Here is a 19,690-nt window from a genome sequence, read left to right on the forward strand (position 1 = left end):
GAGCAAACAATCCTAGTCCTTTTGGACCAGGATTGTTTTATTTTCTATGGTAACGGTATAAAATGGCTCTACGAAGGTCATTTATAAGCATCATATCCTCTTTATATTGCTTTTCTTTTTTCTCCAAAAGTTTGAGAGCTGCAACATTTTTTTGGTGCTGCTCGTGTTCCACCATCATCAATCTAGATTGTGGATTGAATTCTTTTTTAAAATCATTTAGACGTAAAAACGGAATTACTGAACCTACTAAATGCTGATGCCAAAATTTTGTTTGCCATAAACTATAAGCAATGAAAAAAAGGCTTTCGCAGTCCTCCTCGTTTTGAAAAATGATAACAAAACTGTTAGTAAATGGATCTTTTTGTGGCTTTCCGCTGTTCATCCCTTTGTTAAGTAGGAATAAATGAGGTTTTGAGTAAATCGTTCCAACTCGGTGGGTTTTGATGATAAAATTCGGCATAACATTCGGCTTTAAAAATTGATTATATTTTCAATTTTTCGCGGATTTTCTCTTGAAATGCAGGTGTGCCTCGCTACGCTCGACCTATAAAATTTTTCAAAAGAAAAAAAAGAAAAAAAGAAAGCCGTCTGTGCAAGTGGAAGGTTTCAGATAAAAAAGTTTTTTAAAAAAAATACTACCCTATACATCTTCGGAAGGATGAGCGTGAAATCGGAAATGGGTTTTGATGCGAACCGTTATGGGTGGAGATTTTTTTTAAAACCCGTAGGGCTTGAACTTTTTTTTCTGAATACCTGGAACTTATCTTTGCTCTCTTTTTTTTTATTTTTTGTTTTGAATATTCAATCGAAGTTTTTATTGTTTTTTTAAAGGTGATTGAGAATAGCCATTTCAATAAAATCGGAATTGTGTTTTTTTAGTTGGCTATTTCCAATCGGAATGTTCTTGTTTAATCGGATTTTATCAGAAGGATTGGGAGTTGATTTGAAAGATGGTCGTCTTCGGAAAGGGTATCAAATTCTTTGGATGGATGAAAAAACCAAATCAAAAAATAAAAATGCTTTTCATCCGGCCAGAGAATTTTATACTCTTTCGTTTGCAAGTGTTTATTGTTTTTTATTGGTCAAACGTAATGGTCTTTTTTTTTGGAATTGTTCTTGGTGACCATTTCTTGGATTTGATTTTTGAGGATGCTTAATCGTCTTATGAAATGAGAAGTTTCAATTTAAATGGAATGTTGTACTGAAAATGGAAAGCATCTTCAAAAAACAATGCAATATAATACCAAGTGCGACGGTGCAGTAGCGCGTGCAAGTGTATCATTTTTTTATTTGCTGACTGGGATGTTTCTGATTGCTTTTGTGGAAAAGTTGATGCCATAGATTTGAAAGAAAGATAATGCTTCAAGCTTTAAATACATATTATTAGGAACGGTATGGCATCGGCTTTTCCGCTGAAGCAATTACTTGGGATTTTCTGGCAAATAAAGAAATGATACTCTTGCTGGCTTCTCTTGATTTTGTGGGTGTTGAAAAATGCTTATTCCTATATCGTGAAATTTAGAAATAGAGTTGATTAGCATTTTACAACACTTACAAAAGCAATGCAAATACTTACCGATTTAAACACAAAGTTGCTAAAAACAGTTACCGTGAACGTTCTTGAAAGTAATTACAACCGTAAATTTTCCTATGAAATGGCGAAGGTTCTTAAAGACAGTGGCGAAGGACAGCTTTTTTTATTGCCGGCTGGTGCGAGGAAGCAATTAAAAAAGCTGTCCTGGAGCCACTGGCAAGCGCGTTGGGTGTGGCGGCTGTTTTACATAAATGATATTATAGCTTCATTGCAAAAACCAAAAAAACAATAACAACCCTTTGTAATGAACTATAATACTCAATTATGTAACACAGCTTGGGGAAAAAAATTACTGGCGCAAGTTGCGAAGCGTACGTGTTTTTGTTCCAAAAACTGTGACAGTAATTTTTTTTGGAGCGTTGGCAAAGGAGTGCCCTTTGAATTGTAAAACGTTCTTTTACAACCGAATTTTTGGTAGTTTAATTTAAAAATTGATTACTGATTTTATAAATAAGTATAAAATCAGTAATCATATATTAAAATTAGAAAGGAAGGCATCTTATCAAATTATCATTTTAGAATAACTTATTTATTTCTAAAAACATTTTTTCAAATTTATCCAATGTTTTCGGCGAAAAATACTTTTTATCAACTCCCAATTGATTTAGTTTATTAGCTGGACGATAATGATTAAATCTATCTTTACCAATTATCTTATTAATTTGTTTAAGAATTGTGTCTAAATTAGCATCAAGTTCTGTTAATTTAATTTCTGCATACTCATTTTCGAAAGCAGAATTAAATAATTTTATATATTCCTTTTTATCAAATAAATCCTCTATATCAGCAGTTGTTTTTCCATTATCTGCAAACTCATTAAAAAAGCGAATATGCTTTTCCTTTATTATTTTATGTCTAATTAAATCATCAACTTTTTGTTTTCCTTTTTGGTCAGTAAATGTATCTAGAAGACAAGCAACATTTAGTTTTGATCCTCTTAACAGAGATATGAATGTCGAAACTTTGTCTAATCCCCCAACTGGAACAATTGTAATGTTATCTTTCAAACAAGTTCTTTTTTCCGTTTCAAGAATAGTGGAAAGCACAGTTAAATATATTAAATCCGCAGGTCCTTCAACAAGTAAATTGTTCTTTGATACAAAAAGGTTTTGTGCAATATCATAACCTAAAGCTGCTTGTAATGGAAATAAAGTATTTGGATCTTTTTCTTGAATTGTGTCTGAAATAACTGTTCCTCCGTCAGTTTCAAAACAAGTTCTAACTCTATTTAAATGTTCTGTCTCAACCATAAATGGTGAATGTGTTGTATAAATAATTTGATATTTTTTAGAAAGGTCGTCAAAGAAACGAAGTAAATCAGCTTGGGCTGAAGCGTGAAGATTTAAACCTGGTTCGTCTAGTAGTAAAATATAATCTGAATTTTTGTCAGCCTGAATTTTACTGAACCAAATAATAAATGAAAAGAACCAATTAAACCCTTTACTTCTCCTATCTAACGGCAATGTAATTTTATGGCGTTGGCTTTTTACCCTGATATCAAGAATTTTTTCTGGTGTACCATTAACAGTTGTATTTTCTATTCTGAATTCTATATCAAGATTTTGATTTGTTGACCAATATTTAAATATTTCGTTTGTTATCTTATTCGATGAAGCTTCTAATAGTGCAATATATTTTTCATATTCCTGTTCAGTTGCATTTAATATTTCTTCTGGTTTAATTCTAGCTAGTTCAAAAAGTGCCTTTGAAGTTTTATCCCTTTCATTTGTAGGCGGTTGATTGATAAGTTTATTTATGTTTATTTTGCCACTTAAAGGATAATAGTCATCAAAATACCAAAATTTAGGCATATTAGGTTTTATCCATTTCTGTGCTATATAACCAGAGAGTTCATTCTCCCAAGTAGGGTATGCACCATCAACTATTTTTTTAATATCTTTTTTAAATACAAGTAAATCTTCATCGTCAGCTAAACCTACAATATTTTCAATCTCTTTTAAAGAAATGGTTTTTCTAATTAAGTTTTTTGTTTCTAATGACAAAGAATATCCGTCAACCTTTAATTCTAAATATTTTTTTAAATTAGTTGAAATTCCTTCGAAAGTATTCGATTTGGCTTTATAGTGACAAGTATAGCTAAACTCTTTATTTACATAAACATCTTTACCGAATTCAGCTTCTATTTCGTTTATAAACTCATTTGAAATTTCATATTTACATTTTATTATGTTACAATCTTCTTCACTATGTTGAAAATCAATAAGCTCATTTCTTGGAAAGTCTTGAGTAATATCAAATTCAAAATCACTATCTGATGTAAAATAGTTTGTTTTTGCAATTGCTGTTAAAAACGAAGTTTTGCCTGCTTCATTCATCCCGACTATGGTAGTTATATCTTTATCTATATCAACAATTTGTTGGTTTTGAATACTTTTATATTTATCAATTGTAACTTGAGTTAATTTAATTTTCGGCATCTTTTTATCTTTAAGTTAATAATTATTAATTTGTTATAATTAAACACAATTATCAAATATCATTATTAATATTTGATTTCTATACTTTAACATTTATTATTTTGTCAACGTTTGTAAAAAAATATTCCCAAAGTAAACTTTGTTTCATTTTAGTAATCATTCATCACATTATTGTTTTTGTAAATATATTACGCAATTTAATTACTATAGTTATTAGCGAAATGAAGCAAACAAAGACTTGAGTTTAGGAATACTTGGACTAAACGAAAGTTTTGTGCAGATGAATGAGATAATGGCTATAATAAAATCATTGTTTCTTGAATTTGATAAATTATTTATAAAATTACACTACTATTAATATCCCCAATCGTTATGAGATACTGGTAAATTGTTTAATTCTTCTTTGTACAATCTCCATTTTGGTAAAAATTGGTTCATATACCCAATGAATTTATCGTTGTGATTTCTCTCCAATAAATGAATTAATTCGTGTACAATTATATATTCTAGACAAATGATTGGTTTTTTTGACAACTCCAAATTAAGCCAAATTCTCTTTTCATCAATGTTACAAGTACCCCACTTGGTTCTCATTTGCTTTACACCCCAATCGTTTGTTTTGACACCAATTAAATTTTCCAATTTAGTAATTAATTCCGGAATGACCTTTTTTAATTGATTGCGATGCCATTCTCTCATAATTCGCCCTTTGTCTTCTGTTGAAGTGTTTGGTCTAACGAAAAGATGAATTGTTTTTGTTCCTTTTATTTCTACTTTGTTAAAACCTTTATGCTCAATAACATTCAACATATATCTTTTGCCAAATAAATAATGGCTTTCTCCTGAAATAAATTCTCTTGGCGTTTCTCTTGGTTGAGTATTGAAGTTTTTTATGTGCTTTTTTATCCACCCAATTTTAGAAATAGCGAATAAACGCATTACTTCGCTATCCGTTTTCTCTGGTGCAGACAACCGAATTCTACCCATTGGGGGATAAACTGCCAAGTGCATATTCTTGATGTCTTTACGGACAATATCAATAGTAAGATTAGCTACAGAAATCTTTTCCATATTAATATTCATTTTGAGCTTTTACTATTTGCATCAGTTCTTCTGTTTTACTATCGTCTTTTATAATTTCATTGATAGCAATACGCAGTTTCTTTTCTTTTAAACCTCCATCTCTCCAGCCGTCAAGTTTGTTACTTTTGATTACGTTATCAATCGCTAAAGCGAGGATTTCATCATTATTTAAATTATCAAATAAGTTTCTTTTTGCAATTGAATTTAAAGATATTGGATAATCGGTTTTACCCATTGGATTAGAAACATCACTAGCTAATTGTTTGATTTTTTCTAAATATTCCTGATATGCAATTGTTTCTTCCTTACGTTGTTTTATGAGTTCATCTAACAACTTAGACATTTTTTCATAATACTTGGGATTGGTCTGTGTTTCTTCAATTATAACCTTTCTTACATTGTTTTCAATCGTTTCGGCAACAGCTTCCTTACTTCTTTTATTTCCATAAGGTTCTGGTGGTTCACTAACGTGTAATATTAAATCAACTAGGGATTTATTTTCAAAGTCGGATATTTTTTTACTGCTTTTTGCATCTAAATACATATCCATTAATTGGCGCATTCCTGGTTCAAATCTTTTTAAATCTACATAATCACCACTTGCTTGTTTTATGGTTTCTCGAAGGTCAGAATAGAATTGTACTTGTAGCTTTATTTTCTCAGCTTCTTGTTCTGTATAACCGATTTTGTGCATTTCGTTAGCAATATTTGCATACGCTCTGATTAATGCCACTACTGATTTATAAAGTGTTACTCTTCGTTCTTCTGTTTCTTTAATATCTTCTGGATTTTCGGTATTGCCACAAAAATATCTTATAAAACTTGGTTCGTCTTGTGGATGGACAGGTTCGCACAATGCAATGACTGTTTCTAAAGCATTTTCTAATCGGTCTTTGCTTACTTCGTATCTGTCGGACAATAATCCTTTTACATCGTCTAAATCATATTCGTCGAATGCTCCTGAAGTGTAATCTGTAATTGATCGTTGTAAACTTTTGAATAAATCTTTATAATCTACAATATACCCGTATTCCTTGTCTTCGTTATCTACACGATTTACACGGCAAATAGCTTGAAATAAGCCGTGGTCTTGCATTGATTTGTCAATATAAAGATAAGTAGCTGATGGCGCATCAAAGCCAGTTAAAAGCTTATCTACAACAATCAACAATTTCATTTTAGCAGGTTCTTTTATGAACTGCGTTTTTGCTTGGTCTTCAAAATCTTCTGTTGTTTTTCCATTCAACATTTTTTGATAGACTTCGTATTTCAATAATTTTTCTGTTGGTGTACTTTCTCCGGTTTCTTCGCCTTTTGTATCTCCGTGATGTGGATTATAAGAAGTTATAATTGCACATTCTTTGAAACCTGCATTTTGAAAAATCTCATAATATTTACAAGCATTGTACACACTACTAGATACCAACATTGCATTTCCTTCTCCAGTTGATAATCTTGGTTTTATTTTGAAATCTTTAACTATATCAAATACTATTTTTTCTAATCGAGATTTAGAACCCAATACTTTTTGCATTGTTCCCCATTTTCTTTTTAGATCTATTTTGGCACTGTCTGTTAAACCTTTTGTTTCTGCATCAAACCAATCGTCTATACTTTGTTGGTCAGTTACAAATTGTTCTACATCACGAGCTTCATATAATAAATCCAACACTACACCATCAGCAACTGCTTCATCAAATTTATAGGGTTCGCCAATGTATGGTCCGAAAACTTCTATACTTTTTTGTTTGTCTTTTTTGAGTAATGGCGTTCCTGTAAAACCAATGAATAGCGCCTCTGGTAACAATAATTTCATTGCATCGTGCAATTTTCCTGATTGTGTTCTATGGCATTCATCTACAAAAACATAGATATTTCCTTTGGCTCTAAAATCAGAAGGTAAACTCTTTTTTAATTCTTCGATATAGCCGTCAAAATCTCCTTCTTCTGAATTTCTACCAAATTTGTGCACTAAACTAGCAATTAACCAAGGACTGGTATTGTTCAATTTACTGATTAAATCCTTACCGCTTTTTGTTCTATATATATTTTCTTCAACACCTAAAAAAAGTTTTTCTATTTGGTCGTCAAGCTCTTCACGGTCTGTTATGATAAGAATTCTACTGTTGTCAATATTTTCTCTAATCCATTTGGTAAGCCATACCATTGTTAAGCTTTTTCCACTTCCTTGTGTATGCCAAATGATGCCGCCTTGTTTAGAATGAACATTTTTATGTGCTGCCTTGATACCAAAAAATTGATTTGGACGACATAGTTTTTTTGTGCCTTTGTCGAATACAACAAAATCGTGTATCAGTTCGAGAAAACGGGCTTTCTGACACATCAAATACAAATGTTTGTCTATGGCGTATTCAAATTTTTTACCTGTTTCTTCTTTCCACTGCAAATAGTATTTTTCGGTAGTTTCAATGGTTCCGTAACGTAAGCCTTGTGTATCATTTCCTGCTAAAACGTATTGCATTGTGGAAAAAAACTTCTGGATAAACATTGGTTTTTGATTGTCCAAGTTCTGACGAATACCCCATTCAACACCTTTACGGCTGTTTTTTAATTCTATAATTCCTAATGCAATTCCATTTACATAAATAACAATATCAGGTCTTTTTGAGTGCTGTCCTGTTACAGTAACTTCTTCGGCTATTGCAAAATTATTTTTGTGAGGTGCTGCCCAATTGATAAACCAAGCTCGTTCTTTTTGTTCTCCTAATTCTTCTCGGACTGCTACGCCATAACGAAGTAATTTATAGACTTCTTTATTGGCATCATATAGACCGCTAGAAACATTTGTTGCTGCTTTGACTAATTCCAAAACGGCTTTATTAGCAACAATTGTTGAATATCCTTGTGAATTAATCAGAAAGTCTAATAGCAAATTTTCCTCTATAGGCAGCGATCTTGGTTTCTCTTCCCAATTTCCTAAATAGGTGTATTGCAACTCATTTTTAAAAAGTTGAATAATTCTGTTTTGACTTTCACGTTCTGATTTGCCTATATTATTCATATTATAACTTATTAAATTCTGTACAAATCTTTTTTAAAGTGGAAATTAAACTAGTTTCTGTAAATTTAGAAGCCGTAAAATATTTATTATCTGCATCAAAATTAATTTTATTATCTGCTAAAACAGTTTTTACATCGGTACCGTAATTTTCAATATTTCTATCTCCTTTTGACTTTAAAAAATATAAATCATATTTATTCTTATCAGTTATCTTATATATTTCCAATTGGTAATAAATTTTATTATGACACCATTCTTTTAATACTAGGCCGGAATAATCGTCACTACTTTTTATTTCGTGTTGATAAATTTTGGTAAAAGGTAGAAAATTTACTTCCTGATTTTGGAAATATTTATGGTAAAGGTTGTATGTAAACATTTCCCTATGACGATGGTTGAGCTGCTTGTGCATCAAAAGCTTTATATCATCATCAGAATAAAAACTAATAAAACCTTGAGAACAATATCTTATTAAATTGGCATTTTCAACAAATTGTTTTCTCCAATCATCAGGTACATTTTTACAAATATCTTTTAATGATTTTTTTATATCGCTATTAGAAAATTTTTCATCATCAAGGACCAGTTTTACATAACTTCTTTTGTTCTTCCAATCTGTTTTTTCTGGCTCGTTTGCTGTTAACGGTGGCAATCTTAATAATCGTTTCCAGCTATAATCTCTTGGGTTTTTTTTAGTACTTAAAAAATTATATCGATTGTAAGTGGTAGAAATTAAATAATCTCCTTTTGTCAAAACAGCTCTTTCCAAATGAAAATCTTTATTTGTTTCTGTTCCTAGTATATCAAAAAGTGTTTTTGATTTATTTGAATATTTTTTAAATGAATTAAAGAAATCCAAATCTTGATCAACTGTCCAATTTAAGTCATTTGTAGTTTCGTAATAATCTAAAATTCCTGAATATTCTAAAACAAAACTAATTTGACCAGAAAAATATGAGTTCTGCTCAATAGTTTCAATTTCGTTTTTCCAAAGTTCTGATTTTTTTATAATTATGGCTTTTATTTGCTCTTCTTGAACTTGTCTTCCATAAAAGAAATCAATTTTTTTACTTCTTGAAACTAGAAAGTTTATAATATCATTACTGTGAGGTAATAATTTTTCAATTGATTTTATTGCATTCTGTACTTCGGCAGCACCATCAATGTTAGTGTTTTCAGTTAAATTATAAACTACTCGCATCCATTGATGTAATCCAGATTTATCATTCTTGTTTACAATCAGAAATTTTAAATACGAATGAAATTGCACAATTTCTGGCAACTTAAAATCAAATGATAATGCCTTTTCAAAGAATTTATTTTCGTCGAAATAAAAAGAATTATCAAGTAGTTTTTTGACTTTATTATTTCCGTTTTCTAGTGCATCTAATGCAGCGATTAAATAGTTAATCATTTTTTTTGATAACACTTTAAAGCTTTGGTATTTGTAAAATGAAATATTATCAGAATAATCTGCTTGCTTTCTTGCTGTAAAAGTTCCCAATAAATACTCTAACGTATCTAATGAATTTGCATCACAATCTATAGCGTTTTGATTTGTAACAATTACTCTAATAAAATTCATCAACTCATCATCATAAGTGTTAGGATCTCCCTTTAACTTTCGATAATTCCAAAAAAGATTAGCCCAAGAAGTATCAATTTTAAAAGAAAAATATTCTTTGGTAGTTACCGGTTTATTGATTTTATTGAACGTTAATTTATATGGTTTGTCAATTTCCCATTTTTGAGCACCAATGTGTTGTTCAAATTTGGCTTTAAAATTTTCATATTTAGTTAAGGTCTTACCTCTCGAATTCATTTTTATATATAAATCCTCTGTCAAGTTAAACTCACCAAGATCAAGATATAAAAATGTAATTATTGGATTATTTACATTTACCAATCTATCATAAAAATGTTTGCTTTTACTGAATTTTTCGTGAATAGCATCAATCATTGTAAGCATTGATTGAATTGTTGGGTCATTCTCCCACGAAAGGAAAAACCAGCCACAATCTTTTATAGTTTTTGACAAACTATTTTTAGCATTTTTATCTGAGCTTAATAATTTGTCAAAATCTATTTTATTGTTTAGCAAAGCATCGCAAAACTCTGACGAACTTGTTCTTGTTAAATAAGTAAACTTTGATTTGTTTTCAAATGAAATTACTTCTATAAACTCGTTAAAATTATCTGAAAGTATAGATAGATACCAGTGTAATAGAAACAAAGTAGTTAAACGCTGCTGACCATCTAATGGAATGAACTTTTCAACCTCTTTTTCTAACTCTGCACTACCATAAACAAAATCTAAATCTCTGTTGGGTATATCTTCATCGAGGTATTCAAACAACGCTTGTAAAAATAATTCTCTGACCTCAAAAGATGATTTTCTTCCTTGTGCATAGTCTCGCTGAATAATCGGTATTTCAAGACTGTACTTTTTATTTGTAAATAATTGATAAAACGATAGTCTTTTGCCTTCTAAATTCTTTTCGGATGTACTCATTTTTCTATACTTTTTTGGTCAAATAATTTTTCAAAACTTCTTTCATTGTTTCTAGATAATCATTTGCATCATTTTGTGTCCAATTTAAGTTGTTGTCAGAATGCTTTGTGTAATATTTCAGGAACACATTTTTTGTACAAATAGGCACAAATATTCCCTGCTTGTCATTTTCTATTATTTTTTTCCTTTTAATAAAAAACATAGCATTTCCATACCCTCTGTTTGTTTCTTCATCCAATAATGCCAAGTTAGATATGTTGTCATTATCAACAAAATCTTTTACAGAATGTAAGTTAATTATATGGTCATAAACTGACTGAAATAATTCATCGCTTACTTTATCTGCATCTAAAATTTTGATTAGCTTTTTACAGATGTCTTTTGTATCTGTTAGCAATGTTTCTATTTTTTCGAGTTGTATTTCTTTTAATGTGAGCGTATTCACTAGCGTATCCGAATACCCGTTTATACCCGTATAAAATTCTACAAGGTCTAATGCCCAAGATTTTCTGTCTACTGGATTTATAGTTCTATCTGCTTGTGAGTTTATGTGTTCGATATCCCAATTTTGAGATTTGTATTTATCGAATGGAAAACGCATATCTGCTTCGACTGTTGAAATGATAGTTTGGATATTAAAAAGCAATAAAACCATTTTTATTTCTTTATTGCTGCTACCATAATCTAATTCTTCTAGCTGAATATTCGCTAATTTTAATTTGACAAGGTCTTTTAAATGCTTTTTGAACAACAGTTTTGTTTGCGTGTCTGATGCCTTTTTCAAGGTATTGATATCCGTATTGTATTCTATTAAAAAACCAATTAAATGGTATAAATCTCTGTTGTTATACCATTCTTCAAGCGTAAGAAAATATTTTTTTACGTTTAACCACAAACTATCGATGTTGAGTTTTCCTTTATTATTGGTTATACTTTCTTTAAAACTATTTTGAAACTTGTTGAATGTAAAATAATCTTCGTTATCTTTTTTCTTATCATACATTAAATCAAAAATATACTCAATACGGTTTTCATATTTTATCTCATTTTTAGAGCTGTATATAAAATACCAAAAAGAATTGTTTTGTAATTTTTTTTCAATTTGATCCCATTCTGATGCTATTTGCAATTGTTTTAAATCGTGCTTTGTTTCAAAATTGTCCTTTTGCAAAAACAAAGCTTTTACCAATTCGGCATTTGTTAATGGAATTTTACCATCGTTTATCCTTGTGAAAATATCTATAGTATTAGTACTTTCGTCATCAACTTCGTACCAAATTACTTTAGTGTTGTTTAATAAAACACTTTCGAAATTACCTATAAAATTGATTTTGTCTGAAAACCAAGTCTTTATAGTTTCAAAAGCTTCATATATAAAATAGTAATCTATATTTTCGTCTTTATCTTCTTTTTTTATGTCTAGTAAAAAGCTTTTACTATTCTCTCTTGTGGCGTATTCTAACGAAAAAATTGGACCTTTACTGTCTTCTGCTAATCGTTTGTTAAAATAACTTAGAATGATGTAAATAGTTGTAAGACGTTGTTGCCCATCAATAAGTTCCCAGGGATTTCCGTCGATATTTTCTGTTTTGGTTACCACCACAGGTTGCAAACAATAAAACTCATCGGTTTTTGGGTTGCTATTTCTAAAATCCCAAATGTCATTTAGTAGTGCTTTTACTTGCTGGTTTTTCCATCTGTAACCACGTTGATAAGATGGGATATAGAATTTACTACCCAAGAGGTCATTGATAGATTTTAATACTAACTTATTTTCACTCATACCAATCGTGTTTTACCAGTTAACAGCTCCTGCATCATTCCTTGTTTTACTTTTTTAGCTTTTTCTAGTTTCGTTTCTAGCTGCTCTATTTCTGCATCCATATCACTTAAAATGGCAACAATATATTCTTGCTCTTTGATTGTTGGAAAAGGAATTTGAAAAGAATTTAAACTCTTGTTTGTGATTTGATTTATGGTTGCTCCCAAATGTTCTTCTATCTGTTTTTTGATAATATTGGATTGAAAAACTTGAAAAATATAGGCGTTATAATTAGAACGAAATACAGACATAAATGCTCCGAATGTTTCGCCAACACCACGACCATCAATATAAGCACATTTTCCTATTAGGTTACGGCTGCCATTTCTTACGCAAATTAGAATATCGCCTTTTCGAGTAATTAATTTTTCCGACACTTCTACATTTACAAAAACAGTATCACTATAAACCAGTTTATTATCTTTTACATTTGATGATCTTAAAACCAATTTACCTTCACTAGTAACATTATCTGGACTATATGTTAAACCAATAATACATTCTCCAACTTCTCCTAACTTCTTCACTACCCAACCTTTTTTTGGTTTTAGTAATTCTTGTAAAGCACCTTGTTTTATTTGGCGTTTTTTGGTTAATAGGTTTTCGAGATTAGTTATCCAAGTATCAGCGTTTGAAATTGCTGATGCTATTATTGTTTGTTCTTGAAGTGTTGGCGGTAATGGAATTGGTAGTAATTTAATTTCATTACTATTAATTCCAGGTTGTCCGCTTCGCATTGAATTTGTCAGTACCCAAGACCAGTAATATTTTGTTTGTGTTAAATAGTATAAATATTGATAATTCAATATTTTAGAATTTACTTTAGCTCTTATCAAGAAACCTGCAAAAACTAATTTACCATCACTTTTTTTATATAAATATGTTTTTCCCACGCTTGCTCCAGTTCTCGCAAACACAATGTCTTCTTCATCTAAAAAATATAAACTTGATAAAGAATGATTAACTGAAACTTTATTTTGGCTAATATATTTACCACTTTCAGAAATATCTGTTATTCTCAAATATGTTGGTAATGTATCGTTATATTTTACAGATGCTGCATTTATACCATAATCAGGGTTTTTAATTAAGCATTCGCCTAAAGATTTAACTTTCCAATCACTTGAAATTAAACCTATTTCTGTTTTTTGATACTTTTCTTTTACTAATTCCATAATATTTACAAAGCATCTATTTCGTTACAAATTGTATTTATATGGTCTATGCCATATAGTAATGCTGCTTCGTCTATTTGCATCCACTGGAATAGTTGAATAATCAGGTTGTAATGTTGGCGTGCATAGGTCGTGTCTTTTACAGAATGTGCAGGTAAAAAACAAATAGGTTCGTGGTGTGCAATGCGGTTGCGGAGGTCGTTGATTTGAACCAGTATATTGAAAACATCGTTACTGTTGTAACTAATTCCTGCTAAAGCACTTGGTCGGGATGGAAAAACCCTTAATAATGTTTTACCTGCAACCCTGTATTGATTTCTAGAATACATATATCTCCAGAACCCAAATCCCAATTCTGCAATTAATTTGAAATGTGTATAGTTATGATTGAGGTCTGAAACCGCACTATTGACCAATCCTTGTGTAACTCTGGTTTTATTATTGTCAAAAAAACCACCTGGTGCCGCTGCTGTACGTAACCAATTATTACCATAAATTGTTGTGTAATGTCTGTCGATCCCATTTCGTAAAGCCACTTCAAAACAACTTACTACCGTAAACATTTCTTGAGATAGTTTTAGGTTCTTACGGTACAGTGTCATTGCCTTGCGAGTATCTCCACCACAAGCGGTTCTATACCTTCCTAATCGTGCAGGAGTGATTACTTTTTCGAATTCAGAATATATCATTTTAAAAAATATTTGTTTTTTACATAAATGCGTTGTATATTTGCATCATCTTATTCCCGGTTGTCCCTGAAGCAATTCAAACCTCCGGGTTCTGTTTTTTTATAAAGTACCGTTTTTAGTTTTAACTCTAAAAATTCTTCATATTACTATTCCCGGTTTCCGCTGAAGCAATTCAAGTTTCCGGGTTTTGTTTTTTAATTCCATACCAATCCCATTTTTTGTAAATGTGCAGTTACTTTCAGTTCTTGCTCTTGCGTGCTTTTGTTTAGCTCGTCTAAGGTGTTTTCATAGCGTTCTGCCAGTTCTTTTACTCTGCCTGTTAATCGTTGTGAAATAGCATCAATTTCTGTTTGTATACTTGCTTTTATAGCTGTTAACCATTTGTCATCAACAACCAACGTTTTTACATCGGCTTGGGTAAGCTCGTGGTATTTTTTTAGTGTTTGTTCGTCTAATTTGATTTCCAATACTTTTACTTCTTTTTTCAAAAGGGTTTCTTTTTCTAAAAGCAATAACACTTTTTCAAGTAAGACAACCGTTTCTTTTTCGGTTGGATCTTTCTTGATTTCTTTGATCAGTTTTGTTGCTGTGGCTTTGGTTATTTTGTTACTATCGTTGGTTGCATCGATAAGCAATCCTTCGTCCCCTGTATGCTCTTCAGTGATTTCTGTAATTTCTATTTGGGTTAGTTCTAATTCAGCTTGTTTTATTTGTACTGCCAATTGTTCTCTAGTTAGGTATCTATTGATTACAAACTCTTTTGGAATTAAATCGCAAGTCCAACCTTTGTCTACTTCTTTGCCTTTGGCATTTTTTTCAATAACTCTGCGAACTTTAGCATTCCAACCATCTTCAACGACCATATACACATCATCTTTCATTGTTTCGTTCCAATAGTCTAAAAGGTGTTGGTAAATAGTATAGTTATCCACTAATGCTTTGCCTTTGTAGTCATTTAACAATGCTTCTGAAAGCTTATTTATGAATTTTTTGGGTGCTGTTTCACTGGTTATACTGGTTAATGAAGTATAGATTTTGTTTTTCCAAATATCATAAGTTTTTTCGAGTAGTTCGCTGTATGACTTGAACTCTGGGTGTGAAAATATAGTTTCTTTTATTTCGGAATGGTCAATGATTAGTTGTACATAGTTATCTGAATACTTTTTGAATAGTGCTTTTTGCAAATTGGGATATACTTCCCAAAATGGTTTTAGTTCTGCTATGTCACGATTTGGAATTCCTCCATTTAAGTGCGCAAAAAGGTCTTGAATGTCTTCGGTTTCCTGTGTGTCGATGTAACGAGGAATGTTTAGATTGTATTCGTTTTTTTCTATTTCCTCAAAAGTCACGAACCTTGCAAACTTATCCGTTTCTTTTTGATTGTTAAACACATCCACAATTTTGTGAATGTCTTGTTCTCTTAAACGGTTTTTGTTACCGTCTTTGATATATCCTTTGGAAGCATCAATCATAAAAATACCCTTTCTGCTCTCGGTGTTTTCTTTGTCAATCACGATTAGACAAGCAGGAATTCCAGTACCATAAAACAAGTTGGCAGGTAAACCAACAATGCCTTTGATATATTTTCTTTCGATGATGTTTTTACGAATTTCGGCTTCGGCATTTCCTCTAAACAATACACCGTGAGGCAAAATAATTGCTCCTTTTCCTGTGCTTTTTAAAGATGCTATAATGTGAAGAAGGAAAGCATAATCTCCATTTTTTTCTGGTGGAATTCCGTAGCCACGAAAACGGTTGTATTCATCATTCATTGCTGAAATACCACTATTCCAATTTTTTACTGAAAATGGTGGATTTGCCACTACAAAATCAAATCTTCTTAATGATTTATCTTGTTCTTTAAATTGTGGCGATGTTATTGTGTTTTTACTTTGAATATTGGCTTCTGGGTTACCATGTAGCCACATATTCATAATAGCCAAACCTTTAGTTGCATTATCTTTTTCTTGACCATAAATAGTCAGCCCTTTTGGAGCTTCGTCAACTACTTTTAATAATAGTGAACCCGAACCACACGTTGGATCATATACTGTAAATGAAGGTTTATCGGCTTTGTGAACATCTATAATTTTAGCCATTATTCGAGATACTTCCGATGGCGTGTAAAATTGTCCTTTGCTCTTTCCGCTTTCTGTTGCAAAGTGTCGCATCAAAAATTCGTATGCATCGCCAAGAATATCATCGTCTTCGGCACGGTTGTTTTTGAAATTAAGTGCAGGATTTTCAAAAATTGCAATTAAGCCCGAAAGCAATTCTATTTTATCGTTTCCGCTACCTAGTTTATCATCATCATCAAAATCAACTAATTCCATTGAACCTTCTAATCCATTGGCTGCAAAAAGTGGTATTAGGATTTTTTTATTGATTTGTTCTCCAATATCTGGTTTCCCTTTTAATGTTACTAAATCTTCAAAAGTTGCTCCTTGAGGAATTTCTATTAAGCTGTTGGTTTTGTTTGCATATTTATCAGATACATATTTCACAAAAAGCATTGTCAATACATAATCTTTGTATTGGGAAGCATCCATTCCGCCTTTAGATCTTAACTGGTTGCAACTTTCCCAAAGAGAGCTGTATAATTCTGATTTTTTGATTGCCATTTATTTGGTATTGTAATTTTTATTGTTTGTGTAAATTATGCTTTCTTAATCCTTTATTATTAGCTAATTACAGATTTATAAAACTGTATTTGAATTGTGTCTACAGTGTAGGCACAATTCAAAAAGCACAATAAAAGGGATTGTTATTGCGAGTTATTTTTCTCGCACTTTGAAAACGTTTACAATAGTACGAAAAAGCAACGGAATGTAAAAGAGTGAAAATAAATTTAGGGTAGGATTGGTACCTTTTTTTTGAATAAAATAAAAATAGTTTTTTGAGTATAAAAAAAACAGATTTATATGGCTGTTTGGGTGTAAACTAGAACGACTACTTTACTAAAATACTTTGAAATGGTCTGATGTTGCCCGATTTTTGTAGAAAAAATAAAATAAAAAATGTTTGTGCTGAAAAAAACATACCAATCTTACCCTGTGAAAATAAAGTTATTTGAAGTAATAGAATGAGCCAAAAGCAAAAAAAGTGGAAACGGTACGTTTCCACTTTTGAACTCTGTTTTATGAGCTGCTTTTAGAGGTTATAATTTTGGTTTAATCATCTGCTATTTTGTTTCTATTATCGACTTCTTCCCAACTGTTTTCAGTTAAAGCATATACAAATATTCCGTTCTTTTTTAGTTTTAGGAAATTGTGTTTTTTTAATGCTCTACCTAGTTTGTTAATTGTGCTGTCGGTAATGTTTATTTTTGCCTTTTCAGCTAATTTTGAAGCAATTTGAGAAGTGTTGAGAAACGCGTTAGCATTTTCTCTTTCACAAGGTTCAAACCACGTTAAAAGTAATTCTTCCTCTGGGCTTCTTAGTTGGTATTGTTCGTTATTTTCCGTTATGGATTTTATTTCTTCTTGGTCAAACCAATGTCTAAAACCACTTTTAAATAGAAACAAAGCTTGTGAAAATGCCATATTAATATCAACATTATGCTGGTATTGTATGTCTTCTAACTCGAAACAAAGAAACCTTCTGCTACCTGTACTATCGTTTAAAAATTGTGCGGTATTGACACTTCCGGCAAATGATGCGCGTCTTGGCATTGTTTCGTTGTTGTGTCCGTAGGCTTTTCTCATTCTGATTTGGGTTTTTGTAATGATTTCTTTTAGTGATCCTATTTCAGAACGGTTTAAGTTTTCTAATTCGTCCAAGTTGATTAACATACATTCCGCTAGTTGTACCAAAGTATCTTTATTGTTTGGGTTTATGGTTCCGGAAAATAGATATTCTTTTAAAGGTTTTGGAACGAGCTTCTCCACCCAAGTTGTTTTTCCTAATCCTTGTTTGCCACTGAAGACTATAACCGTGTGATTGATTACTTTTTCATCGAGAACACAGCCTACCATTGCTACTAGCCATTTCTTGAAACATTGCTGCCAAAGGTCTTGTTTTGTTGTGGTTATTGTGTTGGCTAATTCGGTAATATAATCGGTCTTTTCATCATAGGTTGGTAAATTAAAAAAGTAATCTTCAAATGGATTGAACAGCACACAAAAATCAGAATAAAGCAAGTTTCGTAATGAAGATAAGTTTGTTTTAATCCGACCTTTTAAACACTCTCGAAGCATTGAATTTTCAATAAAATCATTCATCACATTCCATTTCTTTTTACCGAAATATTGGAACTCTAATTTGCCAGAAACGATATTGTGCCGAAATACATATTTGTTTGATAAAAACAACTCTAAACGGTCAATTTGGGTTGGTTTTGGTTTGTCTTCGTCGTCTTCGTCAGTGGTATCTGTTATTGAAAAATTAGCTGCCTTTTTTGGTTTAAAAGGTGTTTCAAATTTTTCATTTTTGCCAAACTCGTGACTATTTCCGTAAGCACTGTTTACAGCTTGAGTTACTTCTTTTTCGTCATAACCAAAGTCGGTCAGAATATATCCTAGAGCTTCGTGAAGAGAAACGCCTTTTCGATTTAGGTTACACGCTAATTGATGTACAAATACGTTGCGACTACCATTCACGAATTGCACTTTTTTTTCAGTGAAATTTACGCAGTGGTTGTAAATAGCGTCGTAATCAGTCGCAGTCACAGTCTCGGTTGGCAGTGGAGAAACTGAAACGAGTTCAGTTTGACAAGATTGCTTCGTTTCACTCGCAAAGACAGAAGCGTTTTCGTTTAGGTATAAATTTTCATCCCAGGAATAAAAGCATAACCTCGTTAAATCTTTGCCTGATTTGTCGATTTCTAGTTTTAAAATATTCTCATAATGAGCTTGAACCTTTAGGAACGTTTCTTTGTGTTCCGTTTTTGGAGTTTCTATTTTTACTAGAATTTTTAAACCATTTCCAGAAGGACTAATGAAACACGCATAAGTAAACTCACTTTGTGCAGCTATACTTTTTGATTTTTGCAAATCATTTGTACTTAATTTGTCGATATCTAAGATTATAAACTTTGAATATTCGGTTAGGAATTCTAATTTACGACCACCAACAAATTTACCTGAAGGTGTAAAAGCCGGAAGTGATTTTTTAGCTTTATTATATGCTTCTTCTTTTTTTTCAGATAAAGATTTACGCAAGTAAATTATGCCGGGTTTGTACTTTCCGGTTTTAATTTCCTCCAAAATTGTTGCTATTGTTTTGTGTTCTACAACTTCGTTGAAATTCTTGAATATTGTTACCATTTAGGAGTAATTAGTGATTAGTAAATAGTGAATAGTTTTTAAGTTTGTGCCTGTCTTACAGACACAAACTTCACAAGTTCCATTACAATCG

General features: G+C 31.3%; 12 protein-coding genes. 2 read left to right on the forward strand and 10 right to left on the reverse strand.

Going from position 1 to position 19,690, the window contains the following annotated elements; genetic code table 11:
• Positions 1–37: 37 nt before the first annotated feature.
• Positions 38–460: a DUF6943 family protein gene (locus RMO83_RS11250; protein WP_310559784.1), complete on the reverse strand. Its 423-nt coding sequence runs from the start codon at positions 458–460 to the stop codon at positions 38–40.
• A gap of 375 nt (positions 461–835) precedes the next feature.
• Here RMO83_RS11250 and RMO83_RS11255 point away from each other — a divergent pair, with 375 nt between their 5' ends.
• Together RMO83_RS11255 and RMO83_RS11260 are read left to right on the forward strand one after the other, a co-directional pair.
• On the forward strand, positions 836–1,123 hold the full coding sequence (locus tag RMO83_RS11255) for a hypothetical protein (protein ID WP_310559785.1): 288 nt from the start codon (positions 836–838) through the stop codon (positions 1,121–1,123).
• A 439-nt stretch (positions 1,124–1,562) separates the two neighbouring features.
• Positions 1,563–1,826, forward strand: a complete 264-nt coding sequence (locus tag RMO83_RS11260; RefSeq protein ID WP_310559786.1) for a hypothetical protein — start codon at positions 1,563–1,565, stop codon at positions 1,824–1,826.
• 283 nt (positions 1,827–2,109) lie between these two features.
• Here RMO83_RS11260 and RMO83_RS11265 read toward each other — a convergent pair whose 3' ends face one another.
• From RMO83_RS11265 to RMO83_RS11305, 9 genes are all read right to left on the reverse strand, one after another.
• On the reverse strand, positions 2,110–4,032 hold the full coding sequence (locus RMO83_RS11265) for an AAA family ATPase (RefSeq protein ID WP_310559787.1): 1,923 nt from the start codon (positions 4,030–4,032) through the stop codon (positions 2,110–2,112).
• Between the two features lie 354 nt (positions 4,033–4,386).
• On the reverse strand, positions 4,387–5,103 hold the full coding sequence (locus RMO83_RS11270) for a SprT family zinc-dependent metalloprotease (RefSeq protein ID WP_310559788.1): 717 nt from the start codon (positions 5,101–5,103) through the stop codon (positions 4,387–4,389).
• 1 nt (position 5,104) lies between these two features.
• Positions 5,105–8,137 (reverse strand): type I restriction endonuclease subunit R, encoded by a 3,033-nt coding sequence (locus RMO83_RS11275; RefSeq protein ID WP_310559789.1) that lies wholly within the window; start codon positions 8,135–8,137, stop codon positions 5,105–5,107.
• A gap of 1 nt (position 8,138) precedes the next feature.
• Positions 8,139–10,649, reverse strand: a complete 2,511-nt coding sequence (locus RMO83_RS11280; protein ID WP_310559790.1) for a DUF262 domain-containing protein — start codon at positions 10,647–10,649, stop codon at positions 8,139–8,141.
• A gap of 4 nt (positions 10,650–10,653) precedes the next feature.
• On the reverse strand, positions 10,654–12,432 hold the full coding sequence (locus tag RMO83_RS11285) for a DUF262 domain-containing protein (RefSeq protein ID WP_310559791.1): 1,779 nt from the start codon (positions 12,430–12,432) through the stop codon (positions 10,654–10,656).
• Entirely contained in the window at positions 12,429–13,646 is a 1,218-nt protein-coding gene (locus RMO83_RS11290; RefSeq protein WP_310559792.1) for a restriction endonuclease subunit S, read from the reverse strand. Before RMO83_RS11290 ends, RMO83_RS11285 begins: the two co-directional genes overlap by 4 nt.
• A 5-nt stretch (positions 13,647–13,651) precedes the next feature.
• Positions 13,652–14,335, reverse strand: coding sequence for an Abi family protein (locus tag RMO83_RS11295; RefSeq protein WP_310559793.1), 684 nt, complete (start codon positions 14,333–14,335; stop codon positions 13,652–13,654).
• A gap of 194 nt (positions 14,336–14,529) precedes the next feature.
• Positions 14,530–16,956 carry a type I restriction-modification system subunit M gene (locus RMO83_RS11300; RefSeq protein WP_310559794.1) on the reverse strand — a complete coding sequence of 809 codons (2,427 nt, stop codon included), beginning with the start codon at positions 16,954–16,956 and terminating at the stop codon, positions 14,530–14,532.
• Positions 16,957–17,505: 549 nt separating this feature from the next.
• Entirely contained in the window at positions 17,506–19,599 is a 2,094-nt protein-coding gene (locus RMO83_RS11305; RefSeq protein ID WP_310559795.1) for a VapE domain-containing protein, read from the reverse strand.
• Positions 19,600–19,690: the final 91 nt, after the last annotated feature.

This window comes from Flavobacterium sp. (genome assembly GCF_031423415.1).
Classification (GTDB): domain Bacteria; phylum Bacteroidota; class Bacteroidia; order Flavobacteriales; family Flavobacteriaceae; genus Flavobacterium.

Excerpts from the sequence above, each read along its gene's own strand:
- RMO83_RS11250 (WP_310559784.1), bottom strand. The coding sequence starts at position 460 with ATGCCGAATTTTATCATCAAAACCCACCGAGTTGGAACGATTTACTCA.
- RMO83_RS11260 (WP_310559786.1), top strand. The coding sequence starts at position 1,563 with ATGCAAATACTTACCGATTTAAACACAAAGTTGCTAAAAACAGTTACC.
- RMO83_RS11265 (WP_310559787.1), bottom strand. The coding sequence starts at position 4,032 with ATGCCGAAAATTAAATTAACTCAAGTTACAATTGATAAATATAAAAGT.
- RMO83_RS11270 (WP_310559788.1), bottom strand. The coding sequence starts at position 5,103 with ATGGAAAAGATTTCTGTAGCTAATCTTACTATTGATATTGTCCGTAAA.
- RMO83_RS11275 (WP_310559789.1), bottom strand. The coding sequence starts at position 8,137 with ATGAATAATATAGGCAAATCAGAACGTGAAAGTCAAAACAGAATTATT.
- RMO83_RS11280 (WP_310559790.1), bottom strand. The coding sequence starts at position 10,649 with ATGAGTACATCCGAAAAGAATTTAGAAGGCAAAAGACTATCGTTTTAT.
- RMO83_RS11285 (WP_310559791.1), bottom strand. The coding sequence starts at position 12,432 with ATGAGTGAAAATAAGTTAGTATTAAAATCTATCAATGACCTCTTGGGT.
- RMO83_RS11290 (WP_310559792.1), bottom strand. The coding sequence starts at position 13,646 with ATGGAATTAGTAAAAGAAAAGTATCAAAAAACAGAAATAGGTTTAATT.
- RMO83_RS11295 (WP_310559793.1), bottom strand. The coding sequence starts at position 14,335 with ATGATATATTCTGAATTCGAAAAAGTAATCACTCCTGCACGATTAGGA.
- RMO83_RS11300 (WP_310559794.1), bottom strand. The coding sequence starts at position 16,956 with ATGGCAATCAAAAAATCAGAATTATACAGCTCTCTTTGGGAAAGTTGC.
- RMO83_RS11305 (WP_310559795.1), bottom strand. The coding sequence starts at position 19,599 with ATGGTAACAATATTCAAGAATTTCAACGAAGTTGTAGAACACAAAACA.